At 68.6% G+C, this 26271-nt stretch carries 23 protein-coding genes and 1 tRNA gene; 17 read left to right on the top strand and 7 right to left on the bottom strand.

What is annotated here, in order from left to right:
- Positions 1-72: 72 nt before the first annotated feature.
- Positions 73-657: a cyclic nucleotide-binding domain-containing protein gene (locus AC2D80_RS14190; RefSeq protein ID WP_484633685.1), complete on the top strand. Its 585-nt coding sequence runs from the start codon at positions 73-75 to the stop codon at positions 655-657.
- 30 nt (positions 658-687) lie between these two features.
- On the opposite strand, the gene AC2D80_RS14185 is transcribed toward AC2D80_RS14190, so the two are convergent.
- Genes AC2D80_RS14185 through AC2D80_RS14175 form a run of 3 tightly spaced genes read right to left on the bottom strand, consistent with a single transcriptional unit; the run spans position 688 to position 2781 of the window.
- Complete coding sequence (locus tag AC2D80_RS14185; RefSeq protein ID WP_484633684.1) at positions 688-1245, bottom strand: TPM domain-containing protein; 558 nt, start codon at positions 1243-1245, stop codon at positions 688-690.
- 4 nt (positions 1246-1249) lie between these two features.
- On the bottom strand, positions 1250-2173 hold the full coding sequence (locus tag AC2D80_RS14180; protein ID WP_484633683.1) for a TPM domain-containing protein: 924 nt from the start codon (positions 2171-2173) through the stop codon (positions 1250-1252).
- Positions 2170-2781 (bottom strand): LemA family protein, encoded by a 612-nt coding sequence (locus AC2D80_RS14175; protein WP_484633682.1) that lies wholly within the window; start codon positions 2779-2781, stop codon positions 2170-2172. The genes AC2D80_RS14180 and AC2D80_RS14175 overlap by 4 nt, the downstream gene beginning before the upstream one ends.
- A gap of 181 nt (positions 2782-2962) precedes the next feature.
- On the opposite strand from AC2D80_RS14175, the gene AC2D80_RS14170 reads away from it, so the two are divergent.
- From AC2D80_RS14170 to AC2D80_RS14160, 3 genes are read left to right on the top strand one after another with little or no spacing between them, the layout of a single operon-like run.
- Positions 2963-3400, top strand: a complete 438-nt coding sequence (locus AC2D80_RS14170) for a YybH family protein (RefSeq protein WP_484633681.1) — start codon at positions 2963-2965, stop codon at positions 3398-3400.
- Positions 3400-4440, top strand: coding sequence for a YheT family hydrolase (locus AC2D80_RS14165; RefSeq protein ID WP_484633680.1), 1041 nt, complete (start codon positions 3400-3402; stop codon positions 4438-4440). The genes AC2D80_RS14170 and AC2D80_RS14165 overlap by 1 nt, the downstream gene beginning before the upstream one ends.
- Before the next feature lie 21 nt (positions 4441-4461).
- Entirely contained in the window at positions 4462-4977 is a 516-nt protein-coding gene (locus tag AC2D80_RS14160) for a DUF2946 family protein (protein WP_484633679.1), read from the top strand.
- 85 nt (positions 4978-5062) lie between these two features.
- Here AC2D80_RS14160 and AC2D80_RS14155 read toward each other — a convergent pair whose 3' ends face one another.
- Positions 5063-5926 (bottom strand): c-type cytochrome, encoded by an 864-nt coding sequence (locus tag AC2D80_RS14155; RefSeq protein WP_484633678.1) that lies wholly within the window; start codon positions 5924-5926, stop codon positions 5063-5065.
- Positions 5927-6066: 140 nt separating this feature from the next.
- Between AC2D80_RS14155 and AC2D80_RS14150 the strand changes: the two genes are divergently transcribed.
- Positions 6067-6142, top strand: a tRNA-Arg gene (locus tag AC2D80_RS14150).
- 87 nt (positions 6143-6229) lie between these two features.
- On the opposite strand, the gene fur is transcribed toward AC2D80_RS14150, so the two are convergent.
- Positions 6230-6676, bottom strand: coding sequence for a ferric iron uptake transcriptional regulator (gene fur / locus AC2D80_RS14145; RefSeq protein ID WP_484633677.1), 447 nt, complete (start codon positions 6674-6676; stop codon positions 6230-6232).
- Positions 6677-6792: 116 nt separating this feature from the next.
- Between fur and AC2D80_RS14140 the strand changes: the two genes are divergently transcribed.
- The 8 genes from AC2D80_RS14140 to AC2D80_RS14105 all read left to right on the top strand — a co-directional run bounded on the left by AC2D80_RS14140 (position 6793) and on the right by AC2D80_RS14105 (position 13902).
- Positions 6793-7392 carry an outer membrane protein assembly factor BamE gene (locus AC2D80_RS14140; protein ID WP_484633676.1) on the top strand — a complete coding sequence of 200 codons (600 nt, stop codon included), beginning with the start codon at positions 6793-6795 and terminating at the stop codon, positions 7390-7392.
- On the top strand, positions 7389-8201 hold the full coding sequence (gene dapB / locus AC2D80_RS14135; RefSeq protein WP_484633675.1) for a 4-hydroxy-tetrahydrodipicolinate reductase: 813 nt from the start codon (positions 7389-7391) through the stop codon (positions 8199-8201). The genes AC2D80_RS14140 and dapB overlap by 4 nt, the downstream gene beginning before the upstream one ends.
- 18 nt (positions 8202-8219) lie before the next feature.
- Positions 8220-8894: a MotA/TolQ/ExbB proton channel family protein gene (locus AC2D80_RS14130; RefSeq protein ID WP_484633674.1), complete on the top strand. Its 675-nt coding sequence runs from the start codon at positions 8220-8222 to the stop codon at positions 8892-8894.
- Positions 8891-9319: an ExbD/TolR family protein gene (locus tag AC2D80_RS14125; protein ID WP_484633673.1), complete on the top strand. Its 429-nt coding sequence runs from the start codon at positions 8891-8893 to the stop codon at positions 9317-9319. The genes AC2D80_RS14130 and AC2D80_RS14125 overlap by 4 nt, the downstream gene beginning before the upstream one ends.
- A 66-nt stretch (positions 9320-9385) precedes the next feature.
- The gene (gene leuS, locus AC2D80_RS14120; RefSeq protein ID WP_484633672.1) at positions 9386-12058 is read left to right on the top strand and encodes a leucine--tRNA ligase; all 2673 of its coding nucleotides are present in this window, start codon (positions 9386-9388) and stop codon (positions 12056-12058) included.
- Positions 12058-12591 (top strand): LPS-assembly lipoprotein LptE, encoded by a 534-nt coding sequence (locus AC2D80_RS14115; protein ID WP_484633671.1) that lies wholly within the window; start codon positions 12058-12060, stop codon positions 12589-12591. The genes leuS and AC2D80_RS14115 overlap by 1 nt, the downstream gene beginning before the upstream one ends.
- Before the next feature lie 10 nt (positions 12592-12601).
- The gene (gene holA, locus AC2D80_RS14110) at positions 12602-13654 is read left to right on the top strand and encodes a DNA polymerase III subunit delta (RefSeq protein WP_484633670.1); all 1053 of its coding nucleotides are present in this window, start codon (positions 12602-12604) and stop codon (positions 13652-13654) included.
- On the top strand, positions 13654-13902 hold the full coding sequence (locus AC2D80_RS14105) for a hypothetical protein (protein WP_484633669.1): 249 nt from the start codon (positions 13654-13656) through the stop codon (positions 13900-13902). Before holA ends, AC2D80_RS14105 begins: the two co-directional genes overlap by 1 nt.
- Positions 13903-14106: 204 nt before the next feature.
- Here the strand turns inward: AC2D80_RS14105 and AC2D80_RS14100 are convergent, their stop codons facing one another.
- Positions 14107-14283: a hypothetical protein gene (locus tag AC2D80_RS14100; protein WP_484633668.1), complete on the bottom strand. Its 177-nt coding sequence runs from the start codon at positions 14281-14283 to the stop codon at positions 14107-14109.
- A gap of 107 nt (positions 14284-14390) precedes the next feature.
- On the opposite strand from AC2D80_RS14100, the gene AC2D80_RS14095 reads away from it, so the two are divergent.
- From AC2D80_RS14095 to AC2D80_RS14085, 3 genes are read left to right on the top strand one after another with little or no spacing between them, the layout of a single operon-like run.
- Complete coding sequence (locus AC2D80_RS14095; protein ID WP_484633667.1) at positions 14391-15020, top strand: hypothetical protein; 630 nt, start codon at positions 14391-14393, stop codon at positions 15018-15020.
- 25 nt (positions 15021-15045) lie between these two features.
- Complete coding sequence (locus AC2D80_RS14090; protein WP_484633666.1) at positions 15046-16944, top strand: Tle-like phospholipase domain-containing protein; 1899 nt, start codon at positions 15046-15048, stop codon at positions 16942-16944.
- Positions 16893-17534, top strand: coding sequence for a hypothetical protein (locus AC2D80_RS14085; RefSeq protein WP_484633665.1), 642 nt, complete (start codon positions 16893-16895; stop codon positions 17532-17534). Before AC2D80_RS14090 ends, AC2D80_RS14085 begins: the two co-directional genes overlap by 52 nt.
- 638 nt (positions 17535-18172) lie before the next feature.
- Here AC2D80_RS14085 and AC2D80_RS14080 read toward each other — a convergent pair.
- Positions 18173-18433 (bottom strand): hypothetical protein, encoded by a 261-nt coding sequence (locus tag AC2D80_RS14080; RefSeq protein WP_484633664.1) that lies wholly within the window; start codon positions 18431-18433, stop codon positions 18173-18175.
- 87 nt (positions 18434-18520) lie between these two features.
- Here AC2D80_RS14080 and AC2D80_RS14075 point away from each other — a divergent pair, with 87 nt between their 5' ends.
- Complete coding sequence (locus AC2D80_RS14075) at positions 18521-26197, top strand: calcium-binding protein (RefSeq protein ID WP_484633663.1); 7677 nt, start codon at positions 18521-18523, stop codon at positions 26195-26197.
- Positions 26198-26271: the final 74 nt, after the last annotated feature.

The following is a 26271-nucleotide window of genomic DNA, read 5'->3' as shown; positions in this document are numbered from 1 at the left end:
TTTTTTTTCCCCCGTGCCCGTGTGCGGCGCACCGTCGCCCGTTACCATCGTTGCTCGATTGCGTCGCCGTTCATGTCTTCCATTTTTGAAAGCCCCGATCTCGCGCCGGAAGAAGTCGCCGCCCGGCTGCTGGTGACGCCCTCGGCGCTGGCCGACCTAACGCTGGCCGATGCCCTGAAGATCGTGCGGTACATGAAGCCCAAGCTGATCAAGGCCGGGGCCGTGATCATCCAGGAAGGCGAGGTCCGGCAAAACGACTACATGCTGCTCGTCCTGGAGGGCGACATCGCCGTGGAGAACGAGCTGCCCGGTTTGCACGAGTCCATGGTCGTCACCATCATGGGGCCGGGCCACCTGATCGGGGAGATGGGCTTGATCGACGGTGCGCCGCGTTCGGCCACCTGCACCGCCAACACCGACATCGCCGCGGCGGTGCTCACGCGGACCGCCTTGATGCGCTTGCTCAAGGACGATCCCCGCCTCGGCTCGCGGTTGCTGCTGGCGATCACCAAGCGCATGGCCGACCGCCTGCGGGAAACCACCCGCAAGCTCAAAACCTTTGCCCAGATGAACAAGGCCCTGCAGCAGGAGCTGCAGGTCGTGATGAACAACCGCACCGGCCTGCCCAGCCGGGCCGCCGGGACCGACCCCCGCTGACCGGCCACGCGGCGGGTCAGCCGCGGCGGCTCAGACCCGAACGACGGTGTCTGGCAATTCGTTGGCGTCGTGCCGTTCGTCGTCTGGCGGACAGTGGGCCACCAACAGAGCCGACACCTCGCTCAAGGCCTCTGTCAGGCCATCTTCCAGCGCCGACGGTGCGTCTCCAGCCCCGTCGCTCGCGCGCAAGCGCTGGGCGAGGCGCTCGACGATGCCGTGCCACACCGCGCCGTCCACCCGAGAAGACAATCCCCGATCGGCCACCACCTCGATGCGCCGCTCGCTCAAGAGCAGATAAATCAGCACGCCCGTGTTGTTGGCGGTGTCCCAGACGCCGAGCCGGCTGAACCAGTCCAGCGCCCGGGCGCGGCAGATGGCCGTCCACGGCTGGTCCCGCCGCGGCCACCACCACGACAGTGGCATCGCCGCCTCCACGCACACCCGGATCTCCCCGCGATGCCGCGCCTCGCTGGCCGCCACCCGCTGCGCAAGGCGGGCCGCCACCGCATCGGGCACAGCCCGACGGGCGGCCGCGGGGTCGGTCCACAGCGATCGCCACCCGTGTCGCCCCAGCTCGGCCATGGACATCAAGTCACCACCCCCCGGAGGCGCCGCCGCCCCCAAACCCGCCGCCACCGCCGCTGCTGAAGCCGCCCCCGCGGGAACCTCCCCACCCCCCGGAACGCCCGCCGCCGCCCCACCCAACGCCGCCGCCCGGTGCCGGCCCGCGTCCGCCGCCGCCGGCCGGCAGGGCGCGCACCAGCAACGCCACCAGCCAGCCCGCCACGGCCGCCACCGGCACCGCCCACCACCAGCCACTGAGCGCCCACGCCGCCGCGCCACTGGCCACCCCGGTCAACACGACGCCGGCGCGGTGTCCGGCCACCTGGCGAAGAAAGCCCGCCATGATGGGAAGCGTGAAGGCCAGGAACAGCAGCGATTCCCACGCCGACGAGGCGTCGATCGACGCGGTGGCGCCGGGGGACGGCAGCGGCAGGTTCTCGCCGCGAATCGCGGCGAAGAGGGCGTCCAGGCCGGCTTCGATGCCCCCCGGCAGATCGCCCGCGCGCAGCCGCGGCGCGACGGCCTGATCCAGGATGCGTCGGGCCAGCACATCCGGCACCGCCCCTTCCAGCGCGCGCGCTGGCGCGATCCGCAGGCGCCGGTCGTCCAGCGCCACCACGAACAACAGGCCGTCGCCCACGTCACGCCGGCCGAGACGCCACGCGTCACCAAGCCGCTGCGTGTAGTCGACGATGTCCTCGGGCGCCGTGGTCCGCAGCACCACCACCACCAGTTGCGCGCCCCGCTCGGCCTCGAAGGCCGCGAGCTTGTCCTCCAGCCGCTGACGGTCTGCCGGCGCGAGTGCCTCGGCGAGGTCCATCACGCGGGCCTGCAGCGTGGGAACCGGCTGTGGTGTCTGCGCCCAGCCGCGGGGCGCCATCGCGCAGAAGAGCGCCAGCCCCAGCAGCGCGAGCCAGGCCGCCCGCCAACCGTGGCCGGTGGCGAGGCTCATGGCGTCGTCTTGAACTCGACCTTCGGCGGCGCGCTGATGGCCGCCTCGTTGGCGACGGTGAAGCCCGGCTTGGGCTGGTAGCCGAACACCATGGCGGTGAGGTTGGTCGGGAAACTGCGGGCGAGCACGTTGTAGGCCTGCACCGACTCGATGTATCTGTTGCGCGCGACCGCGATGCGGTTTTCGGTGCCTTCCAGCTGCACGCGCAGGTCGCTGAACCCCTGGTTGGCCTTGAGCGACGGGTACTGCTCCACGACCACCATCAGCCGGCTCAGCGCACTGCCCAGCTCGCCCTGCGCAGCCTGAAAGCGCTGCAGCGCCGCGGGGTCGTTGAGCAACTCGGGCGTGGCCTGGATCGCGGTGGCCTTGCTGCGGGCTTCAATCACGCGTGTGAGCGTGTCGCGCTCGAAATTGGCCTCGCCCTGCACCGTGGCCACGATGTTCGGGATCAAGTCGGCGCGCCGCTGGTACTGGTTGAGCACCTCCGCCCAGGCCGAGCGGCTCTGCTCGTCCAGGCGCTGGAAATCGTTGTAGCCGCAGCCGGTGAGGCCCGCGGCCAGCAGCAGGCCAGACACCGTGAGCAGCAAGCGGTGAAACACAGGGCGCATGGAAACCTCCCGATACAGATTGCGCAGCGCGCCATCACGACGCCCGCGGGGACCATCGCAACGACTATACCGCCGCCCCGGCGGCGCCCCGCCGTCGGTGGGCCCGGTCCACGCCGGGCGCCAGCGCGCCAGGGAAGTCCGACGCTTCCCCGGTTCCCCGCCGCTTCGGCACAATCGGCGCATGCGAAAACCGAAACAGCCCCCGGGCACGCCCGACGACACGGAGGCCGCTTTCTACGACGCGCTTCAGCACGCCGACATCGAGCGTCTGATGGCCTGCTGGGCCGATGAAGAGGACATCGTGTGTGTCCATCCCGGCGGGCCTCGGCTGGTGGGGCACCAGGCCATCCGCGGGGCCTTCGAGGTGATGTTCGCCAGCGGTGCGGTGATGGCGCAGCCGGAAAAGGTGCGGCGCGTGGACAGCGGAGCCTGCAGCGTGCACAGCGTGGTCGAGCGAGTAACCGTCCTCACCGACGACGGCTTGCAACAGGCCTGGGTCGTGGCGACCAACGTCTATGCGCGCACGCCCCAGGGCTGGCGGATGCTGGCCCACCACGCCAGTCCCGGCTCACGCACCGAGCCGCCGGAGGTCATCACCGTGGCGCCCGTGCTGCACTGATGGCACCGTCTGCCCGTCTGAGCGCCGTGCCAGGGCCGTCATCGGCCCCCTTCGCCGCCGGCTATCGTGCCCCGCACTGGCTGCCCGGTGGCCACGCCCAAACCATCTGGGCCGCGCTGGCCGCACGGCGCCACCGGGGGACGCCCCCGCGCTGGCGCCGCGAGCGGTGGACCACGCCCGATGGCGACTTCATCGACGTCGACCACGCCGAGCACCCCACCCCGCCCGACGCGCCCCAGCTCGTGCTGTTCCACGGGTTGGAGGGTTCGTCATCCAGCCAGTACGCCCAGGCCTTTGCCGACTGGGCCGCCGCCGCCGGCGTGTGCCTGTCCGTGCCCCACTTCCGCGGCTGTTCCGGCGAACTCAACCTCGCGCCCCGTGCGTACCACTCGGGCGACCACGCCGAAATCGACTGGATTCTGGCGCGCTTCGCCACCACGGCGCCGCACCGGCCGCTGCTGGCCGCCGGCGTGTCCCTCGGCGGCAACGCCTTGCTGCGCTGGGCCGGTGAACACGGCGAGGCGGCCGCCCGCCGCGTGCGCGCGGTGGCCGCGGTGTGTTCGCCGCTCGACCTCGCCGCGGGTGGCGTGGCGCTGGGGCGGGGCTTCTCGCGCGCGGTCTACACGCGCATGTTCCTCAACACGATGGTGCCCAAGGCCCTGCGCAAACTGCAGCAACACCCCGGCTTGTTCGACCGCGAGGCCTTGCTCGCCGCGCGCACGCTCCACGCTTTCGACAACGTCTTCACCGGCCCGCTGCACGGCTTTCGCGACGCCGATCATTACTGGGCCGAGGCCTCGGCCAAGCCCGTGTTGCGCGACGTCCGCGTGCCGGCGCTCGCGCTCAACGCGCGCAACGATCCGTTTGTACCGGCCGTCTCGCTCCCCGGTCCGCGCGACGTGAGCGCTCGTGTCACCTTGTGGCAACCCGCCCAGGGCGGTCACGTCGGCTTCCCGGTGTCACAGGCGCCGCTCGGCCTGCCCGGCCATGTGCGCGCGATGCCGCGGGCCGTGGGCGAGTGGCTGCTGCAACACCGCTGATCCCCAGCCTCGCGCACCACCATGGACGACATCGTCAAAGCCGCCCTCGCCAAGTGGCCCCACGTGCCCCACTGCTTCGGCTGGCTCGGGCTCGACGCACGCGGTGACTGGTACATGCGCGATGACCGCGTGCAGGCCGCGGGCCCCTTTCCCCAGAGCAAAGGCTCGCGGCTGCAGCACGACAAGCTCATCGCCTTCATCCACCGCAACTACCAGCCCGACGAGGCCGGGCGCTGGTACTTCCAGAACGGGCCGCAGCGCGTGTACGTCGATCTCGAAGACACACCGCTGGTGTGGCGCCTGCAGCCCGACGGCCGCGTGCTCGCTCACACCGGCCAGGCTCCTCAGCGGGAAGCTGCGTGCCTCGTGGATGAGGCCGGCCACCTGTACCTGGCCACCGAGCTGGGCCTGGGTCGGGTGCACAGCGCCGACATGGCGCTGGCCGCGGACTGGATCGAGGCGGGGCGCTGGTCGCCCGAGCCGGCCGACCACGCCGGCTTGCCCGCGCGCTGGGGATTCGAGCGGCATCCGCGCTGAACTCCCGCGCCAGCGGCGGGCATAAAAAAAGCCGGTCGGGGACCGGCTGGTTGTGGGAGGGACATCGACCGTGTCCCGACACCCCTCACTTCGCGGCGTTCACCATGTAGGCCACCGCGGCCTTGATCTCGGCGTCCGATGCCGCGCCGGCACCGCCTTTGGGCGGCATTGCACCCTTACCCTTGATCACGCTGGCGGTCAGCGCGTCCACGCCGAGCGCGATGCGCGGGGCCCAGGCGGCCTTGTCGCCAAACTTCGGCGCACCGGCCACACCCGCCACGTGGCAGGCCATGCACGCTTGCTTGTACAGCGCCTCGCCGTTCGCCGCCGCTGCCACCGGGGTGGCTGCGGGCGCCGGTGCCGCAGCGGCCGGGGCCGCCGCCACCACCGCCGCTGCCGGGGCCGGAGCGGGCGCCGCCGCGGGCGCAGCCGCTGCGGCCGGCGCTTCAGCGGCCGCCGGCGGGTTGGGCACCGGGAACTTGCCGCCCGACGCGTTGGTGAGGTGCACCACCGCGCGGCCGATCTCGATGTCGGAGAAGTTGCCGCCGCCCTGGGCGCCCATCGCGCCCTTGCCCTTCAGGGCGGACGTCAGCAGGGCCTCGTAGCCGGTCGCGATGCGTGCCGACCACGCGGCGGCATCGCCGATCTTCGGTGCACCGGCCAGGCCCGCGTCGTGGCAGGCCGCGCACTGCGCCTTGTAGACCGCGTCGCCCGCCTGCAGCGGGCGGTTGGCGTCACGCAGCTCGACGGTGCCGATGCGCTGGATGCGCTCGGCCACGTCGCGCTCGGTGTCGGTGGCCCCAGCGCCGGGCTTGTTGCCCGAGGTCACGAAATAGACCAGGCCGATGATGATGAACACGGGCGCGACAAACGCAAAAAACGAGGTCCACAGCAGTTGGCTGGGCGTCTTGATCGGGCCGGTGTGGGAATCGTGGGCGTGGTCGCTCATGGTGTCCTCAAAGGGCGTCGCGCGGGCGCGGCGGGGGCGGGGGAAAGCGTGCCGGATCGCTCGGCAAACAGCCCATGATTATAGCCAAGCCCCCTGCATCGGCCTGACACCCGAGCGCCCGCTGGTAGAATGCAGCCAACGCGGCTGTAGCTCAGTGGATAGAGTATTGGCCTCCGAAGCCAAGGGTCGTGGGTTCGATCCCCGCCAGCCGCGCCAGTCTCCACACGCCACGCCGGTTTCCGGCCGACACAGCCCTCCGAGCGAGGGCTTTTTTGCGCTTGGCGTGGTGTCTGTGCGGCGGATTCAGCCCTTGCGCGCGGCGGCGCTCTGGCGGTGCGGGCAGTCGGTCTTGGTGCAGGTCGCGTAGAGCGACAGCGCGTGTTCCTGCAGCTGGAAGCCGCGGGATTGCGCAATCATCTGCTGGCGCTTTTCGATCTCGGCGTCGAAGAACTCCTCGACGCGACCGCAGTCGAGGCAGACAAGGTGGTCGTGGTGCTGGCCTTCGTTGAGCTCGTAGACCGCTTTGCCCGACTCAAAGTTGCTGCGCGTGAGCAGTCCGGCCTGTTCGAACTGCATCAGCACGCGGTACACGGTGGCCAGCCCGATATCCGAGCGCTCGTCGAGCAGCACGCGAAACACGTCTTCGGCCGTCATATGCCGCTGCCGGCCTTTCTGGAAGACCTCGAGGATCTTCAGCCGCGGCAGGGTGGCTTTCAGGCCGGTGCTCTTGAGTTCGTCGATGTTGCTCATGGCGTCGGGCGGGAGCCCGCGGACCCCGGGGCTACAATGCCCGGATCATATCGCCAGCGCCTCGCTGGCGCCGGTCCGCCGACCCGGGCGGGCCTGTTCTGAGCAGGGTTTGTGACATGAGCTTCCCCTTGATCCGCTCGCGCCGGGCCGGCGCCGTGGCTGTCCGAACGGTGCTGTGGTTGCCGCTGGTGGGCGCCCTCTCAGCCTGCTCCAGCCTCGGCGAGCGCCTGCCCTCGATCACCAGCGTCGTCACGCCGTACAAGATCGATGTCGTTCAGGGCAACGTGGTGACCCGCGAACAGATGGCGGCCATCCGCACCGGCATGCCGCGCGAGGCGGTGCGCAACGTGTTGGGCTCGCCGCTGCTGACCAGCGTGTTCCACGCCGACCGGTGGGATTACGTGTTCACCTTCCGCCGCCAGGGGCAGCCCGAGCAGCAACGGCGCGTGGCGCTGTTTTTCAAGAACGACGTGCTCGAGCGTTTCGAGGCCGACGAGTTGCCCAGCGAGGTCGAGTTTGTCGCCTCGCTGGACGTGAAAAAGCGCAGCAGCGGCAAGCCGCCGGTGCTGCAGGCCACCGACGAGCAGCTCAAGGCCTTTGACGCGCGCCACAACAGCCGCGCCACGCCGGCCCCCGCCGCGCCGGCCGGCCCCACGCCGACGCCGGCCGCGAGTTACCCGCCGCTGGAAGGCGCGCCCGCCGGGGGGACGCGATGAGCGCGGCCACCCACCGCGTGGCGGTGGCCGGCGCCAGCGGGCGCATGGGCCGCATGCTGATCGATGCCGTGCGCCACAGCGGCGACTGTGTGCTCTCGGGCGCGCTGGACATCGCCGCCAGCCCGGCCATCGGCCAGGACGCTGGCGCCTTTGACGGGCAGCCGCTGGGCGTGGCGATCACGGCCGACCTTGATGCCGGTCTGGCCGGCAGCCATTGCCTGATCGATTTCACCCGCCCGGAAGGCACGCTGGCCCATCTGAAGGCCTGCGCGCGCCATGGCGTGAACCTGGTGATCGGCACGACCGGTTTCACCGACGCCCAGAAGGCCGAGATTGCCGCCGCCGCGCGCGACGTGGCGATCGTCATGGCCCCCAACATGAGCGTGGGCGTGAACGTGACCCTCAAGCTGCTGGAGATGGCCGCCAAAGCGCTGTCCACGGGCTACGACATCGAGGTCATCGAGGCGCACCACCGCCACAAGGTCGACGCGCCCAGCGGCACCGCGCTCAAGATGGGCGAGGTGATCGCCGGGGCGCTCGGTCGCGATCTCAAGGATTGCGCGGTGTACGCCCGCGAAGGCGTGACGGGCGAGCGCGACCCGTCGACGATTGGCTTCGCCACCATCCGGGGCGGTGACATCGTCGGGGACCACACCGTGCTGTTCGCCGGCACCGGCGAGCGCATCGAGATCACGCACAAGTCGAGCAGCCGCGTCACCTACGCGCAGGGCAGCCTGCGGGCGGTGCGCTATCTCGCGGGGCGCCGCGCGGGCTTGTTCGACATGTTCGACGTGTTGAACCTGCGCTGACGCCGCGCCGCACCGCCCATGTGGCAGACCCTTGCGCAGGCCGACGCCCTCGGGCGGGCCGTGGCCTTGCTGCTGCTGGCCATGTCGGTGGCGAGCTGGGTGGTCATCGTCTGGAAAGGCTGGCTGCTCCACCGCGCTGCGCGCAGCCTGCCGCTGGCCACCGCCGCGTTCTGGCAAGCCGCCGACCTGGAGGACGCCGCCCGGCGGCTGGTGACCTTTGACCCGGTGGGACTGATCGCGCCGCTCGTGCGGGCGGTGCAAGCGCTGCAGGGCGCGCCGGCCGGCACGCTGGCCACCGCCGGCGAACCCCGGCTTCACCTCACCCGCGCGCTGCGCGACGCCCTGCATGGCGTGCTGGCCCGGTTGCAGTTTGGCCAGACGCTGCTGGCCAGCGTCGGCGCCACGGCGCCCTTTGTGGGCCTGCTCGGTACGGTCTGGGGCGTTTACCACGCGCTGGCCGCGATCGGCCTGGATGAGCGGTTTCGGATTGAGCAGGTGGCCGCGCCGGTCGGCGAGGCCCTCGTGATGACGGCGGCTGGGCTGGCGGTCGCGATCCCCGCGGTGCTGGCGTACAACGTGCTGGGCCGTCGCATCGCGCAGATCGAGGCCGATCTGGAAGGCTTCGCCCGGGACCTGCGCGACCTGGGCGAAGGGCGGGGCGGGGCTGAACGACCGGCCGGGAGCGGTGCGTGAGTTTCGGTCGGCTGGAGCGCCCGCGCGCCGACACCCCTTTCGCCGACATCAACGTCACGCCGCTGGTCGACGTGATGCTGGTGTTGCTGGTGATCTTCATCGTGGCCGCGCCGCTGATGGCCACGCGCCTGGCGCTGGACCTGCCGCGGGCCCCGGCCGCGCGCGCGGCGGAGGCGCCTGCGACCGTGCTGACCCTCGCGCTGGACGCCCAGGGCCGCCGCGAGCTCGATGGCGCCGCGCTGGACGATGCGGCGCTCGATGCCGCGTTGGCCCGCGCGGCCCAGGCCGATCCGGCCACCGAACTGCAGCTGCGGGTCGACGCGCGCGTGCCGTACGGCCAGGTGGCTGGCCTGATCGGCCGAGCGCAGGCCGCCGGGCTGTCTCGCATCGGCTTCGTGGCCGAGCCCGCGGCGCCCGCGCGCTGAGCGGCCCGGCCTAAAATCCGCGATCCGCCGGGGCGCGCCGCGCCCGCCGATCCCCCCGCCCGCTTCATGCAAGACAAATACGCCCACCACGACGTCGAGCGCGCCGCGCACGCGCACTGGACCGCCATCGACGCCTACCGCGTGACCGAAGACACCAGCAAGGCGAAGTTTTACGCCTGCTCGATGCTGCCCTACCCCAGCGGCAAGCTGCACATGGGCCATGTGCGCAACTACACCATCAACGACATGCTCACGCGCCACCTGCGCATGAAGGGCATGAACGTGCTGATGCCCATGGGCTGGGACGCCTTCGGCCTGCCCGCCGAAAACGCGGCGCTGAAGAACGGCGTGCCGCCGGCGAAGTGGACCTACGACAACATCGCCTACATGAAGCGACAGATGCAGGCCATGGGCCTGGCCATCGACTGGTCGCGCGAAGTCGCCACCTGCTCGCCCGACTACTACCGGTGGAACCAGTGGCTGTTCCTGAAGATGCTGGAAAAGGGCATCGCCTACCGCAAGACCCAGATCGTCAACTGGGACCCGGTGGACCAGACGGTGCTGGCCAACGAGCAGGTGATCGACGGCCGCGGCTGGCGCACCGGCGCGCTGGTGGAAAAGCGCGAGATCCCGGGCTACTACCTGAACATCACGGCCTATGCCGACGAGCTGCTCAACCACGTGCAGATCGGCAACGACAAGGCCACGCTCAATGGCTGGCCCGACAAGGTCCGCCTGATGCAGGAGAACTGGATCGGCAAGAGCGAGGGCGTGCGCTTCGCCTTCACGCACGACATCAAGTCCGCCGACGGAAGCCTGATCGGCGACGGTCGCATGTACGTGTTCACCACGCGCGCCGACACCATCATGGGCGTGACCTTCTGCGCCGTGGCGCCCGAGCACCCGCTGGCCCTGCACGCGGCGGCGAGCAACGGCAAGCTGGCGGCTTTCATCGAAGACTGCAAGAAGGGCGGCACGACCGAAGCCGAACTGGCCACGCAGGAAAAGCTGGGCATGGCCACCGGCCTGTTCGTCACCCACCCGCTCACCGGCGCGCAGGTCGAGGTCTGGGTCGGCAACTATGTGCTGATGAGCTACGGCGACGGCGCCGTGATGGGCGTGCCGGCGCACGACGAGCGCGACTTCGCGTTTGCGCTCAAGTACCAGCTCCCGATCAAGCAGGTGGTGGCGGTCGAAGGCGAGACCTTCTCCACCGACGCCTGGGCCGAGTGGTACGGCGACAAGCAAAAGTGTGTGTGCGTCAACTCGGGCGTGCTCGATGGCCTGAACCAGAAGGCCGCGGTGGACAAGGTCGCATCGCTGCTGGCCGCCAAGGGCCTGGGCGAGAAGAAGACCACCTTCCGCCTGCGCGACTGGGGCATCAGCCGCCAGCGCTACTGGGGCACGCCGATCCCCATCATCCACTGTGAATCCTGCGGCCCGGTGCCGGTGCCCGAGAAGGACCTGCCGGTGCGCCTGCCCGAGGACCTGGTACCGGACGGCAGCGGCAACCCGCTGAACAAGTGCGAGGCCTTCCTGAAGGTCGACTGCCCCTGCTGCGGCCAACCCGCGCGGCGCGAGACCGACACCATGGACACCTTCGTGGATTCGTCCTGGTACTTCATGCGCTATTGCGATCCGAAGAACGGCGAACAGATGGTGGCCGGTGGCGCTGACTACTGGATGCCGATGGACCAGTACATCGGTGGCATCGAGCACGCCATCCTGCACCTGCTGTACGCGCGCTTCTGGACCAAGGTCATGCGCGACCTGGGCCTGGTGAAGGTGGATGAGCCCTTCACCAAGCTGCTGACGCAGGGCATGGTGCTCAACCACATCTACTCGCGCCGCACCGACAAGGGTGGCAAGGAGTACTTCTGGCCGCACGACGTGGAGCATGTGCTCGACGAGGGCGGCAAGATTGTCGGCGCCCAGCTGAAAAACGCGGTCGGCGACCTGCCCGTGGGCACGTCCATCGACTACGAGGGCGTGGGCACCATGTCCAAGTCCAAGAACAACGGCGTCGATCCGCAGGACCTGATCGAAAAGTACGGCGCCGACACCGCGCGCCTGTACACCATGTTCACCGCGCCGCCGGAAGCCACGCTGGAGTGGAACGACGCGGCGGTGGAGGGCAGCTACCGCTTCCTGCGGCGTGTGTGGGCCTTTGGTCACCGCCACGCCGAAGCCCTGCGCGCCGCCACGGCGCAGGACCTCAGCGGCACCGCCCTGCGCCCCGAGGCGCGCAAGCTGCGCCGCGAGATGCACCTTGTGCTCAAGCAGGTGAGCTACGACTACGAGCGCATGCAATACAACACCGTGGTGTCCGGCTGCATGAAGCTGCTCAACGCGCTGGAAGACTTCGCCCACGACGACAGCCCGGGCGACGCGGCCGTGCGCTGCGAAGGCATGTCGCTGCTGGTGCGCATGCTCTACCCGGCCTGCCCGCACATCACCCACGCGCTGTGGAGCGAGCTGGGTTACGCCCGCGCCGTGGGCGACCTGCTGGACGCGCCCTGGCCCGCGGTGGACGAGGCGGCGCTGGTGCAGGACGAGATCGAGCTGGTGCTGCAGGTCAACGGCAAGCTGCGTGGCAGCGTGACCGTGCCGGCCGGGGCCGACAAGGCCGCCATCGAGGCTGCGGCGCTGGCCAGCGAAGCGTTCCAGAAGGCGGCCGCCGGCGCCGCGCCCAAGAAGGTGATCGTGGTGCCCGGGCGCCTGGTCAACGTGGTGGTCTGATGCACACCGCCGTCACACGCCGTCGTGCCGGCCTGGGGCTGCTGGTGGCCGCCGGCACGGCCGCGCTGGCGGGTTGCGGCTTTCAGCTGCGCCAGGCCCCGCGGTTCGCCTTCGACACGCTGCGCCTGGCCGGCAGCGAAGCCACGCCGGTGGCGCTGGAGCTGCGCCGGCAGCTGCGTCTCAACGGCCTCACCGTGATCGGCAGCGACAGCCCGACCAATGCCGCCGGCGATGCCGCGCCGCAGGTGGTGCTCACGGTCCTGCAGGACCAACGCGAACGCCGCGCCGTCGGCCAGACCGCCGCCGGCCAGGTGCGCGAGCTGCAGCTGCGCACGCGCTTTCGCTTCCGCCTGCGCACGCTCGCCGGCCGCGACCTGATCGATGAGACCGAGCTGCTGCTTGAGCGCGACCTGAGCTTCAGCGAGACGGCGGTGCTGTCCAAGGCCAGCGAAGAAGAGCGCCTGTACCTCGACATGGCCGACGACATCGTGCAGCAGGTCATCCGCCGGCTGGCCGCGGTCGGCCCGCGCTGAAGGCGCCGCGATGCAGATCGCCGCGGCGCAGCTCGCCTCCCAGTTGCAGCGCGGCCTGCGCCCGCTCTACACCGTGCACGGCGACGACCCGCTGCTGGTGCAGGAAGCCTGCGACGCCATCCGCGCCGCGGCCCGCGCCGCGGGCCACACCGAGCGCACTGTCCACACCCTCACCGGCGCCCATGCCGACTGGAGCGCCGTGCTCGCCAGCGGCGCCTCGCTGAGCCTGTTTGCCGACAAGCAGCTCGTGGAGGTGCGCGTGCCGTCGGGCAAGCCGGGCAAGGACGGGTCGGTCGCCTTGCAGCGGCTGGCCGAGTCGGCCGCGGGCAACGACGCGGTGCTCAACCTCGTGGTCTTGCCGCGCCTGGACATGGCCACCCAGAAAAGCGCCTGGTTCGCGGCGCTGGAGGCGCACGGCGTGGCGGTCAAGGTGGAGCCGGTGGAGCGCGGCGCGCTGCCGGCCTGGATCGCGCAGCGCCTGCAGGCCCAGGGTCAGCGCGTGGCCGCGGGCGAGGCCGGCCAGCGCACGCTGCAGTTCTTCGCCGACCGCGTGGAGGGCAACCTGCTGGCGGCGCACCAGGAGATCCAGAAGCTCGCGCTGCTGCACCCGGCCGGCGAGCTGTCGTTCGAGCAGGTCGAGGCCGCGGTGCTCAACGTGGCGCGCTACGACGTGTTCAAGCTCGCCGAGGCGGTGCTGGCCGGGCAGGTGCTGCGCGTGCAGCGCATGCTCGACGGCCTGCAGGCCGAAGGCGAGGCCGCCGTGCTGGTGCATTTCGCGCTCAGCGAGGACATTCGCGCGCTGCACCGCGTGCGCCTGGCGCTCGACGCCGGCCGGCCGCTGCCCGTGGCCCTGCGCGAGAACCGCGTGTGGGGCATGAAGGAGCGCCTGATGGAGCGCGCGCTGCCGGGGCTCACCACCGGCCAGGTCGCGCGCTGGCTGGACGACGCCCACACCGTGGATGGCATCGTCAAGGGCCTGAAGGTGCCGGACTGGCCCGCCGACCCCTGGCTGGCCCTGCACCAGCTGGCCATCAAGGTCGCGCGCGCCTGCGCGCCCCGCTGATGCGCCGCGCACTGGCCGCGGTGGCTTTGGTCTGCGCCGGCCTGTCCGCGGCTTTTGCGGTACTGGCCTGGCAGCGCGCCCAACTGCTCCTCACCGACACCGACGCCCACTTCGCCGACGGTGTCGTCGTCCACGGGCAGGCCGCGCTCGTCTGGGCGCTGGCCGCTGGGGTGCTGGCGGTGGTCGCCGCGCTGGCCTGGGTGTGGCGACGCCGGATCGGGCGCGGCGGCCAGCGCGGCGGTTCATGAGACGGCCGAGCCGTCGCGAGATGCGCTGAACCCGCCGGCCGTTGAGCCGCCGCGCCTGCCGCCCGATTGCGGCTCCGCCCACCGGCCCTGACCGGAGCCACCCCAGCGCCCATGGGGGGTATCGCGGCATTCCATGCACTAAGAAGCACCCTTTAACGCAGTCAACCCGCGCGCCGCTTTGCCCGAGTTTCAGACATCGGTTTGTCAGGGGGGCCATTGATGCCAGGAATCGTCTTCAGCGCCCAGAACGGGGCGCGTTCGCAGTGCCCAGCCCTCGCAGCGGTTGCCGACCTCGATGGCCAGACCAGTCAGCAAACCGCGCCCGAGCGTTGTGTGGCCGCCGGCGAAGACCCGCTGGCGGCCGATTTCAGATTCCTTCATCGGGGTGACCAAACGCCTTTGAATCGAAATCCGAGTCTCTCGGCTCCTGCGACCAGCCGAACTCAGCATCTTCGTAAGGCGAACGGCCGCCATGAGGAGATCGCCGCATGAACCCCCGCGTCTCGCTCTCCAAACCCTTCCCCTGGCTGCCCCTGCTCTTGGCCTTGGCCGTCATCGGGGCGATAGCCGCCGTCGCGTGGCACTTCTATCAAAAACGCTACCCCAGCTGGTACGAAGAAGTCCGCCTCTCCGACGGCCGAATCATCACCATCCACCAAAAGCGCCAGTACTTCGACAACTACGGCACCAACCAAAGCTGGGTCACACTGGATTTGCCGGAATTGGGTGGGAAACGGGTGTGGCATTCGTATTTGATGCCAATGCGGGTGGATGTGGTCGATGGGAAGGTGTATGTTTTTGGTGCGCCAAGAGGCGATCGTCAGTATTTGATATATCGGTTCCCAAAGAATTATTTGGTGGGATTTGTCTGGGCGGGAGATGAATTCAAACGGATTCCGTTTCTTTCTTTGCCCGAGCACATTAGGCGACAAGAAAATGTGTTCCCGTGCATTCCACAATCTAGTATTGCAAGCTTGAAATTAGATTTGAAGGAACAAAGATGGTGCGATCCCTTTGGGGATAGAGGGCAGTTTGGTAAGGACATTTCTCTGGTTGACTATCAAGACCTTGCTATCAAGTATTCGCGTAGAAGCGGTGGCTCACCCATAACTGATTAATCAATAACTGTACGGAGGTAGGTAAATGTCAACGAATCTTGAACTTGCTGCGATGGCAGCTTATGTGTACAACGATCAGCGAGGCGGGGGACCACTTGGAGATGAAAACAAGCTTGATTTGCCCCCTGGCTGGGAAACCCTTGAGCGGCTCGGCTTCACCGCCGGCGACAACCTCAACGCCCTCAACCCTTTCAGCTTCACCGGGGGTGCCTACCTCAACGCGGCCACCGGCGAGATCGTCATCGCCTACAAAGGCACCGACTTCCTGCTCGAATTTGCCGGGCGGGCGTGGAACACGGCGGGCGATCTCGCGGCCGACCTCGGCTTGGCCTTCGACCGCTTGTTGCCGCTGGGCATCGGCCAGCAGCTCAGCGCCTCCGCCTACTACCTCGCCGTCAAAGACTGGGCCGTGCAACACGGCCACGACCCCGCCCGCATCAGCTTCACCGGCCACAGCCTGGGCGGCGGTCTCGCCGCCACCATGGCCGTCTGGTACGACCGCCCCGCCACCACCTTCGCCGCCGCCCCCTTCGAGCGCTCCGCCACCAGCGCCGTTGCCATCGGCGCCGCCATCACCGCCGCCACCGTCCAGTCCGCCGGCAGCGCCAGCATCGCCGTCCTGGAAGAGGTCAACCGCCTGCGCGAACTGCTCGTCGGCGAACTTCTGGCGCAGGGCGAAGTCGAGCGGCGCGAGGCCGCCATCACCAACCTCTACAACGAAGGCGAATTCCTCCAGTACGCCCGCGTCTTCCTGCCCACCCTCGTCGGCACCGACACCGGCATCGACCTCGGCGACAGCGCCCAGCCCCTGGAGTACGCCCTCGGCCTGCACGGCATGAACCTGCACGCCGCCTTCCTCTTTGACGACCGCCTGCGCCAGCGCGTCAAAGACATCCCCGAATTCCTGCCCGCCCTGCTCGATACGCGCCTCTACGCCACCGACCCCAACTCCGCCACCCCAGACTTCATCACCCGCCTCGTCAACGACCACATCCGCCAAGGCCTGAGCCAAGGCCCGGGCCAGCCCAGCGCACTGACCCGCTTCACCGACGACCTCACCCTGCTGCGCGGCACCGAAGGTCTGACGGCCCGCCCCGATGTGCGCCAAGCCCTCATCGCCCTGGCGATGGACTTCCACCACCACGCCCCCGCCGACAACACCAGCGGTCTCTTCCGCCTCGAATCGGGCGCGCTGCACGTCAACCTCGACGACATCAACAGCCCCACCCTCAAAGGCCTGCCCCTGCTGCGCGACGCCCTGTCCACCACCGCCATGGGCAGCGACCCCTTTGAAGTGGGTGGCTTCCAAGACGCCAGCCACTGGCACATCCAGACCGGCGGCGGCGCCATGAACTGGCAAGCCAGCATCCTCGCCAACGACGCCGCCATCGGCGGCAGCGGCGCCGACGTGCTGCGCGCCGGCGGCGGCTGGGACGTCCTGGTTGGCGGCGCCGGCGACGACCTGCTCGACGGCGGCAGCGACGCCGACACCCTGCTCGGTGGCGCCGGCGTCGACGACTACCACTTTGATGCTGGGGCGGGCCAGGACATCGTCATCGACGCCGACGGGCTCGGGCGGTTGTGGTTTGGCGGGGCGCAGGCCGGCCAAACCGTGTGGACCGACGAAGCCAGCGGGCTGGTGTACAGCCTCGTGGCGCGCGGCGCATCGCAAGACCTCGTGATCACCTGGTACGAGCCCGGCAGCCCCACGCAGGCCGCCGCGCGAGTGACCGTGCACAGCTTGGGAGGCTATCTGGCCAGTGCTTTCAGCCGCCTATCCCCGGCCAGCACCGCCAGCGCAGTGACGATCAATGCAGCCGGCTACAGCGTATTGGGTCAGACGTTGGGCAACGTCGATCGGGCGAAGACAGCGTGTTCAAGAAGGATGGCCCGCAGGAATGGGGAGCAAACATGCTCGGTTTGATCTATTTGTTGGCGGGGCTAATTTATTTGGCAATCATGTTCTTGGTCATTAGGGGGGCGTGGCGAATTGGACGCGACGGCAATAGATCAGTTTGGCGAGGTATTGGCTTTGCGGTTGGTGGCTTTCTTCTAGTCTATTTGCCAGTGTTCTGGAGCCAAATTCCTACGGCTCTGAGTTTCAGGCAGGCCTGTGAGCGAGACGCTGGCTATGAAGAGTTTATCAGCCCGACGGAGTGGAGGGCGCGCCATCCGGGCATTCACGATCGACTGAAAGGCATTGATCTGACAAAGAGTACTAAGGTGCCGCAGACTATCGAGGGGTTTTCCCGGCGCATTGACTTTGGGGGGCGTAGGGCGTGGGATCAAAAGATCAGCACAACAGAATCTTGGGGGATTGAGATCACCCGTACGGAGACCCGTATAGTCGACTTGATTGATGGTGCGGTCCTAGCTAGGAGTACAGATTACGCGAAGGGAAACCAAGGCGATGCATTGTTTTGGCGAGTGCGTGAGAGCTGCTTTTCTCAATCTGAATCGCCATTGGTAAGGCTTGTTCAATACTCATATGAAATGAAGGGGGTGAAAAAATGATCAACGTGGCAAGCATTTCAGGGCTCGCAGACCTCGCGGAGGCAAGCTACCGAAATTTTGGTGAGATTCCTCAAGGCAGCACCTTGGAAGGTGCTGCGCTGGCGGCGGTCCTTGAGGCGGATTCACCGACTCCTTGGGCGGAAGCTCGGGCGGACGAATTTATCAACCACTGGCGCGTCGTCGCGCACCGCTCCAACACCCCCAGCGGCTTCAGCGCGACCCTGTTCGAGCGCCTCGAACCAGCTCCCGGTGAGCCGCGCTACGTCGTTGCCGTTCGGGGTACCGAGGCCAACGTTCTCTCCCAGGTCTATGCCGATCTGGCCGCCGCCGACCTCGCTGACCTCGTCGTCAACGGCCTGGCTTGGGAGCAAATCCTAGACCTGTACAACTGGTGGCAATCGATTTCCACCCCGACGACTTCGGTCTACGCCGTGGCATCTTCCATCCCGATCCCCGATTTGGTCGCTCAAAGCCGAATCGCCGCCGGGCACCAAGACGTTGTGATCGAATTCGGACAAGCCTATCAAATCGTCATAGGCTCATCCATTCAGCCCGGTCTGGGATTGATCGGCCCCGGTCAGGCCGTGGATGTGACCGGGCACAGCTTGGGCGGCCATCTGGCCAGTGCCTTCAGCCGCCTATTCCCGGCCAGCACCGCCAGCGCAGTGACGATCAATGCAGCCGGCTACAGCGTATTGGGTCAGACGTTGGGCAACGTCGATCGGGTATTTGCAGCCCTGGGTGGCGCCCCCCGATTTGATGCCGACAAAACTCTCAATCTGTACGGCGACCGAGGCATCAACTTGGTCACCCAAAACACCCAACTTGGCCTGTCCCAACCCGGTGATCATTTGCCGGTATTCATCGAAAACAACTCGCTTGCCAACACCGTCGGCCACGGGGCGGGCCAAATGTCCCATTCGCTCGCAGCTTATGAGATGTTTCGGCGATTGGAAGGCCAGGGCGCGCCCTCGCTGCCAGGTGACATGCTGGCCCGATATCGCCCCCTGCTGGACGCCAGCAGCCACGTGGGCAATCTGACCTTTGAACGCACGGTTGATCAACTCCACCGCGTCATCACCGGACGGGAGGACGCACCCCTCCCCGAAGCCAACCTCCAAGCGTTCTACGACAAGCTTCAGCAAATCTCCAACTCAGCGGCGTTTGAGGCGTTGGCGGGTTCAGTCCGCGTGAGCGTCGTGGCCGGTTCGATCAGCACCGAAGCCCGCCTGGACTTCGGCAGCTACCTCGCGCTGCAGACCCTCAGCCCCTTCGTACTCAAAGCCAAAGACCCCGCAGCCCAGAGCGCGCTCAACACCACCTGGCAGCAACTCCACGGCCCGAGCTACCTCGCCTGGGCGGCCGACCGCAATGCCAGCCTCAGCGGCGACGGCGCCCACGCGCACCACATCACCGACGAATGGATCGCCGACCGAGCCGCCATGCTCAGCGAAGTGCTAAGGCGCAACCGGGAAGACATCGCCGGCATCCTGCCCGGCTCCCAGAACCTGCACTACCGCGATGAGGCCAGCGACACCGACATCCTTATCGGCGCTGGCAGCAGCCAGCGCGTGCACGTCCTCTTCGGCGGCGACGCCTCAGACAACCTCAGCGGGCAAGGCTTCGCCGACCGCCTCTACGGCGGTGCCGGCCACGACAGCCTAAGCGGCCTGGGCGGCGCCGACTGGCTCGAAGGCAACGCCGGCAACGACAGCCTGGACGGCGGTGCAGGCCACGACACCCTGCTCGGTGGCGCCGGCGTCGACGACTACCACTTTGCTGCTGGGGCGGGCCAGGACATCGTCATCGACGCCGACGGGCTCGGGCGGCTGTGGTTTGGCGGGGCGCAGGCCGGCCAAACCGTGTGGACCGACGAAGCCAGCGGGCTGGTGTACAGCCTCGTGGCGCGCGGCGCATCGCAAGACCTTGTGATCACCTGGTACGAGCCCGGCAGCCCCACGCAGGCCGCCGCGCGCGTGACCATGCGCGGCTGGAGCGAAGGCCAGCTCGGCATCCAGCTCGGCGCCGGCGCGGGCCACACCCCGCCCGAAGCCCTGCTGGCCGGCGGCTTCATCAAGGCGCTGCAGCCCGATGGCCAGACCTACCAGCAAACCGCGCCCGGGCGTTATGTGGCCGCTGGCGAAGACCCGCTGGCGGCCGACCTGCTGCTCGGCGCCGGCGGGGCCGAGCAACTGCAAGGGGGCGGCGGCAACGACGGGCTGGCCGGCAACGGCGGCGACGACTGGCTCAGTGGCGGCGAGGGCGACGACGTGCTGCTCGGCGGCGCGGGGGCCGACTGGCTGCAGGGCGGCAGCGGCAACGACTTCATCGCCGGCAGCGGCACCCACACCGGCTTCGTGGCGCCCACGCGCACCGATCAGGTCAACCCCGCGGCCCCTGGCGAGGTGATCGCCCGCGGGTTCGGTTGGGTGGCGTCGTGGCTGCCGGCCCAGGCCGATGGCGAACTGCGGCCTTACACCATCAACCTGCTGACCGGGCAGGCGGCCGCCGATGCAGGCAACCTCATCGACGGTGGGGTGGGCAACGACATCATCAGCGCGGGCACCGGCGCGGACATCGTGTGGGGCGGCGACGGCAACGACGTGGTCAGCGGCATGCACGGCGCTGACGTGGTGTGGGGCGATGCGGGCGACGATCAGCTGTGGGGCGACGGCACACTGGACAGCCGCTACCTGGACCACACGCCGGCCGAGCAGCACGGCGCGGATCTGTTGCTGGGCGGCGATGGCCACGACCAGCTGGTGGGCCAGGGCGGCGACGACCAGTTGGAGGGGGGCGCCGGCAACGACCGCCTGAGCGGCGATGCGCCCCAGGAATGGCTGTCGGGTGCATGGCACGGCGCGGACTGGCTGGACGGAGGCGATGGCGACGACCAGGTGGATGGCGACGGCGGCGACGACCGCCTGTGGGGTGGGGCTGGTAACGATGTGTTGTGGGGGGATGCCAAACAGGCCGATCTCGACGGCGTGTTTCACGGCAGCGACTGGCTCGATGGCGGTGCGGGCGATGACCTGCTCAGCGGCTTCGGGGGCGACGACTGGCTCCTGGGCGGAGAGGGCAACGACACCTTGTGGGGCGACGCGATCGCCAGCCAGCTCGACGCCGGTTTCCACGGCAACGACCACCTGGACGGCGGCGCCGGTGACGATGCATTGGAGGGCGGCGGCGGCGCCGATGTGATGCTGGGCGGGGCGGGTGCGGATCAGCTGGTCGGCGGCGACGGCGACGACACGCTCGACGGTGGTCAGGGCATCGACGATTACAGCGGCGGGGCCGGTCATGACACCTACCGCTTCGTGGCTGGAGAGTTCGGCGCGACGACGCTGGGTGCCATGGAAACGCTCACGGACGCTGGCGGCGTCGACGCGGTGCGCTTTGCGGGCCACCGCGTCGACGACCTGTCGGAGGTGGTGGTGGCCGGCGCCGGGTTGATGTTGCGCTTTGCCAATGGCGACCAGCTCTGGGTGGACGACGGCCACCGCGGGTCGGTGGAATCCTTCGTGTTCCAGGCGGAGCAGGCCGCAGGCGATGCGTGGGACGCACCGGGCCTGATCGGCCGCTGGGCCGACACCGCCGTGACCGGGGCCTTGCCCGATGGCACCGCCTTCGCCACGGGTGGCCGGCAGGCCGACACGCTCACCACCACCGCCCACGGCGCGCAGATCGCCGGCGGGCGGGGCGACGACCTGCTGCAAGGTCAGGGCAGTGGCAACACCTACCGGTACCACCGCGGCGACGGACGCGACCGCATCATCGACGGCTCGCTGACCGGCGGCGTGGTCGGGCCCGGCGGGCGCAGCACCATCGCATTTGGACCCGGCATTGGGCCGGACGACCTGTCGCTGGTGGTGGTGGGCGGCCTGTTGGAGCTGCGCGTGCGTGGCGTGGACGGCCTCACCACCGGCAGCGATGCGATCCAGATCGCCGGCTTCAACCCCGCCAACGCCGGCGCCGTGCTGGCGGTGGACACCCTGCGTTTTGCCGACGGGACGGCGTTGTCCCTGGGCAACCTGCTGACGGCGGGTTTCCTGCTCGTGGGCAGCCCGCTGGGCGAAACCCAAAACGGCACCAACCTGAATGACCGTTTTGCCGCCAGCGCGGGCGACGACGTGCTGTCGGGAGGGCTCGGGTCGGACACCTACCTGTGGACTGCCACCGCGGGCCAGGACGTCATCGTTGATGCCGACGCGGGCACCACCGCCCAGGACACGCTGGATGTGTCGGCCAGCTTCCGCCAGGCCGATCTGCAGTGGCTGCGCATGGGCAACGACCTGGTGCTGACCAGCGCCGACGGGTCGGCCGTGGTGGCGGTGCAGGGCCACTTTGCGGGCACCGGCGCGGGGGTGGAGTGGATCCGCTTTGCCGACGCCACGGTGTCGGCCCGCGTGGACCTGAGCCCGCTGCCGCCGCCGGCGCCGACCGCCGGCGATGACGTGCTGACCGGCTCGCTCGTGGCCGACAACATCGCTGCCGGGGCTGGTCATGACCGGGTGCGCGGGTTGGGGGGCAACGACTCGCTGTATGGCAACGCGGGCGCTGACCTGCTCGACGGCGGCAGCGGCGCTGACGCGCTCTACGGCGGCGACGGCGACGATCGCCTGATCGGTGGCGATGGCGACGATGTTCTGTACGGTGAGGCCGGCCACGACACGCTGGAAGGCGGCGCTGGCCGGGACACGCTGCACGGCGGCGATGGCAACAACACGTTGATGGGAGGCGCGGGCAATGATTTCCTGCGCAGCTTCAGCGCGTGGGACGGTCTGGACACGCTGCGCGGGGAGGAGGGCAATGACGAGTACGAGCTGCGCTATGGCAGTGGCCATTACGCGAACGCGATCGCCATCGACAGTGCGACAGACTCCAGCGACACGTACCGCGTGGTGCAGGGCGGGGCGGTGAGCACCTGGGGGCAGCGCAGCTTCGTCGTCCGCGACGCGGGGGGCTCGGCCGATCTGCTCCGCTTCGAGGGGAGCGAAAGCACCTGGGCAAACGCCCGGGTGCGCTCCCTGGGCGACGGGCTGCAGATCAGCCTGTGGAACATCGATGTCCGCCTGGAGGGCATGTTCGACGCTCAGGGCGTCGCGGGTGCCGGGGCCATCGAGACGGTGAGCTTCGCCGGCGGGCAGTCGCGGACGCTGGCGCAGCTGATGGCCGCGGCCCTGCAGTCCACCGAAGGTGACGACACCATCCGGGGGTTTGGTGGCGCCGACACCGTGAGTGGCGGCGGCGGTCACGACATCCTCGAAGGCCTCGGGGGCGACGACGTGCTGCTGGGCGGCAGCGGCAACGACCGCTTGTCCGGCGGCGCCGGAAACGACCGGCTGGAGGCCGGCGCCGACGGCGCGCAGCTTCTGGGTGGTGCCGGGGATGACGTGTATGTGGTCGGTGCGGGGGATGGCGTGGTCCAGATCGGGGACCGGACCCGTGACTCGGCCGAAGACCAGGGCTACGACACCCTGCGCCTTTCCGCCCTGCCGGGCGGCGTGTCGATGACCATCCAGTCAGTGGCGGGCAGCCCTGACGACGACACGCTGTCCATCCGTTGGCTGGACGGCTCCACGACGGTCTCCTTTCTGCTGGACGACCAGGACGCCTCGTCGGCGCCAGTGGAGCGCATCGAATGGGCCGATGGCAGCGTCTTTGATCTGGGCGCCTGGCTCGCTGCCGGCCGTCCCGTCGGCACCAGCGACGCCGATGACGTGGCCCTCAGCGGCCTGGCCGACGTTTTTCTGGCGGGTGATGGTGACGACCGCGTGCGTGGCCGGGCCGGCCACGACACGCTCATCGGGGGCGCCGGCAATGACTGGCTCGACGGGGGCGGGGGCGACGACGTGCTGCAGGGCGGAGCCGGTGACGACACCATCGCCAGCGGCTCTGGCCGCGACCGGGTGTTGTTCGGGGTGGGCGATGGGCAGGACCGCATCCTTGCCCAGATCGGCGCGCAGACCACCCTGCAGTTTGAGCCGGGCATCGCGGCCGAGGGTCTGAGCGTCCGCTGGGGCAGCGGCTTTGAGTTTTTGAGCGCCAGCGTGATTCCCTCGCAGAACATGGCGGGACAGCCCACGCGCTGGGAAGGCCGTCTTGAGGTTGCGCTGCCCGGTTCGGCGGATGGGCTGTTGATTGACTTCGATAGCTATCTGTTTAATGGAGCTTGGGTATCCGTTCCCAATGGGGCGCATGGTGTAAGTGGCGTGGAGTTCGCCGACGGAACCCAGTGGTCCTGGGCCGATTTGGTGAATCGGGCCAACACGGTGACCGCCGGCGATGATGTGCTGGTAGATGCCCTTGGGGTGGATACGCTCGTCGGTGAGGCTGGCCATGATCGCCTGTTCGGACTGGGTGGCAACAACACCTTGATCGGCGGGGAGGGAGATGACATCTTGCAAGGTGGCGATCAACAGGATGTCCTTTACGGAGGCGACGGCAACGATCAGTTGATGGGCGGCTTGGGCAGCGATGAGCTGTTCGGTGGCGCGGGCAACGACACGATCTTGGCTCTCTCGGGCATCTACTTACCGGCATCGGCAGCGGCTGACTTTGACCGGGTGAATGGCGGTGCCGGCAACGACGCCATTTCTGTTGGGGATGGTGCCGTCGAGTACCTCTTCGGCCTGGGTGACGGTCACGACACCATCCGTGGGTCGGGGTTTCGTGGCAACACATCGGCGGTGCTGGTTCTCGGGGATGGCATCCGACCGCAGGACGTGGTGGTGTCGCGTTCAGCGATGGACAGCGGCCTGGTCATCTCCTTCCGCGGAACCAATGACCTCATTGATGTGGATCGCCTTTTTGTTCAGCAGGGCTCCATCCGCTACGAAACCTCGCTGGATGATCAGCGACCGTTGACCCGGATTGCCTTCGCCGATGGCACCACATGGACCGAAGCCGACATCGTCTCAAGGCTGGAGAACCGAACGACCGAGACGGGCGACTGGCTGCGGGGGAGCGCCAGCGCCGACACGTTGCTGGGGGCTGGAGGCGTGGACGAGATCTGGGGCGAGGACGGCGACGATGTGATCGTGGGCGGCGCCGAACTCGATCGGCTTGATGGCGGTGCGGGCAATGATCGGTTTTTGTATGGCCTCGGCGATGGATCAGACACCGTCAACGGCTGGATGGGCGACGCTGACGAGCTCGTGTTTGGTGTGGGCATCGATCCCGCATTGATGACGGTCACGGCAAGCACCAGTCCTTGGCCCGATGAGCGGCTGTATTGGCTCGCCATCGGTGGCACCGAAGATGTGATGACGCTTCAGGGCATCGAGTTCGTCCAGTTTGCCAACGGCGTGCGCTGGTCCCGCGCGGACCTTGACCTTGAGGCGCGTACGCAGCGCGGTGGCGCGGGGGCGGACCTGCTGGTCGGCACGGCCGAGGCGGACCGGCTGTACGGCTTTGCCGGCAACGACACCCTGCGGGGCGCCGGGGGCGACGACTGGCTCGACGGCGGGTTGGGCGCCGACCGTCTCGAGGGCGGTGCCGGCAACGACACCTTGGTGGTCGATGACGCGGCCGATGTGGTGGTGGAAGCCAGTGGCGGTGGGGTGGATCGCGTGCTGGCTTCGGTCTCTCACGTGCTGGCGGGTCAGGTCGAAGACCTCGAGTTGACGGGTACTGCCCACCTCAATGGCACCGGCAACTCGTTGGCCAACCGCCTGACCGGCAACGCCGGCAACAATTGGCTGGATGGCGGTGCTGGCAACGACACCTTGATCGGGGGTGCAGGTGACGACACCTATGTGGTGGCTCAGAGCGGCGACATCGTGCAGGAGAGCGCCGGCAATGGAACTGACACGGTGCGCGCTTCGATTGCATGGACGTTGGGCGCCCACACGGAAAAACTGGTCTTGACGGGCACCTCCGCCATCAACGGCAGCGGCAACGCGCTGGACAACGAGCTGACAGGCAACAGCGCGAACAACACCCTGAGGGGATTTGAGGGCAACGACACGCTCGACGGCGGCGCCGGGACCGACACCCTGATCGGCGGTGTGGGTGATGATGTTTACGTCGTGGAGCGAACGACCGACATCGTCACCGAAGTGGCCGGCGAGGGCACCGACACGGTGCGGTCCTCGGTGGCCTGGACCCTGGGTGCCCACCTCGAGCGTCTCACGCTCACCGGGTCGTCTGCCATCAATGGCACCGGGAACACGCTTGACAACGTTCTCACCGGCAACACGGCCGCCAACACCCTGAGCGGCGGGGCCGGTCACGACCTGCTCCGTGGCATGGGAGGCAACGACACGCTGGCGGGGGGCACCGGCCATGACACCTACCTCTTTGGCCGGGGGGAGGGTGCTGACACGATCCAGGAGAACGACAGCACCGCGGGCAACACCGACGTGTTGCGCTTCTTGGAAGGCATTGCGGCCGAGCAGCTCTGGTTCCGACGCCAGTCCAACCACCTGGAGATCAGCGTCATCGGCACGGCCGACAAGGTCACTGTCTCGGGTTGGTACAACGGCAGCGCCAATCGGGTTGAGCGGTTTGAAATCAGCAACGGCGAGGCCCTGGTCATGGCCCAGGTCGATCAGCTGGTGAGCGCGATGGCGGCCTTCAGTCCACCCCCCATGGGGCAGACCGAGCTCTCGTCCGCGCAGCTGGCCGCGCTGACGCCGGTCATCGCCGCGAGCTGGAACTGATCGCCCCGGCCTGGTTGACGTTCGGGAAAACCCGCAGCGCCATGCGCGATTGATCAAGCAGCTAGTGCGCGCGC

It is taken from the genome of Hydrogenophaga sp. T66, from assembly GCF_057219855.1.
Note: the sequence above shows the minus strand (reverse complement) of the source record. Positions and strands in the feature narration are given on the sequence as shown.

Excerpts from the sequence above, each read along its gene's own strand:
- AC2D80_RS14165 (WP_484633680.1), top strand. The coding sequence starts at position 3,400 with ATGGCACCGTCTGCCCGTCTGAGCGCCGTGCCAGGGCCGTCATCGGCC.
- AC2D80_RS14185 (WP_484633684.1), bottom strand. The coding sequence starts at position 1,245 with ATGTCCATGGCCGAGCTGGGGCGACACGGGTGGCGATCGCTGTGGACC.
- AC2D80_RS14115 (WP_484633671.1), top strand. The coding sequence starts at position 12,058 with ATGCACACCGCCGTCACACGCCGTCGTGCCGGCCTGGGGCTGCTGGTG.
- AC2D80_RS14175 (WP_484633682.1), bottom strand. The coding sequence starts at position 2,781 with ATGCGCCCTGTGTTTCACCGCTTGCTGCTCACGGTGTCTGGCCTGCTG.
- fur (WP_484633677.1), bottom strand. The coding sequence starts at position 6,676 with ATGAGCAACATCGACGAACTCAAGAGCACCGGCCTGAAAGCCACCCTG.
- AC2D80_RS14180 (WP_484633683.1), bottom strand. The coding sequence starts at position 2,173 with ATGAGCCTCGCCACCGGCCACGGTTGGCGGGCGGCCTGGCTCGCGCTG.
- AC2D80_RS14090 (WP_484633666.1), top strand. The coding sequence starts at position 15,046 with ATGTCAACGAATCTTGAACTTGCTGCGATGGCAGCTTATGTGTACAAC.
- AC2D80_RS14075 (WP_484633663.1), top strand. The coding sequence starts at position 18,521 with ATGCTGGCCCGATATCGCCCCCTGCTGGACGCCAGCAGCCACGTGGGC.
- leuS (WP_484633672.1), top strand. The coding sequence starts at position 9,386 with ATGCAAGACAAATACGCCCACCACGACGTCGAGCGCGCCGCGCACGCG.
- AC2D80_RS14105 (WP_484633669.1), top strand. The coding sequence starts at position 13,654 with ATGCGCCGCGCACTGGCCGCGGTGGCTTTGGTCTGCGCCGGCCTGTCC.
- dapB (WP_484633675.1), top strand. The coding sequence starts at position 7,389 with ATGAGCGCGGCCACCCACCGCGTGGCGGTGGCCGGCGCCAGCGGGCGC.
- holA (WP_484633670.1), top strand. The coding sequence starts at position 12,602 with ATGCAGATCGCCGCGGCGCAGCTCGCCTCCCAGTTGCAGCGCGGCCTG.
- AC2D80_RS14095 (WP_484633667.1), top strand. The coding sequence starts at position 14,391 with ATGAACCCCCGCGTCTCGCTCTCCAAACCCTTCCCCTGGCTGCCCCTG.
- AC2D80_RS14170 (WP_484633681.1), top strand. The coding sequence starts at position 2,963 with ATGCGAAAACCGAAACAGCCCCCGGGCACGCCCGACGACACGGAGGCC.
- AC2D80_RS14160 (WP_484633679.1), top strand. The coding sequence starts at position 4,462 with ATGGACGACATCGTCAAAGCCGCCCTCGCCAAGTGGCCCCACGTGCCC.
- AC2D80_RS14100 (WP_484633668.1), bottom strand. The coding sequence starts at position 14,283 with ATGAAGGAATCTGAAATCGGCCGCCAGCGGGTCTTCGCCGGCGGCCAC.
- AC2D80_RS14130 (WP_484633674.1), top strand. The coding sequence starts at position 8,220 with ATGTGGCAGACCCTTGCGCAGGCCGACGCCCTCGGGCGGGCCGTGGCC.
- AC2D80_RS14140 (WP_484633676.1), top strand. The coding sequence starts at position 6,793 with ATGAGCTTCCCCTTGATCCGCTCGCGCCGGGCCGGCGCCGTGGCTGTC.
- AC2D80_RS14190 (WP_484633685.1), top strand. The coding sequence starts at position 73 with ATGTCTTCCATTTTTGAAAGCCCCGATCTCGCGCCGGAAGAAGTCGCC.
- AC2D80_RS14155 (WP_484633678.1), bottom strand. The coding sequence starts at position 5,926 with ATGAGCGACCACGCCCACGATTCCCACACCGGCCCGATCAAGACGCCC.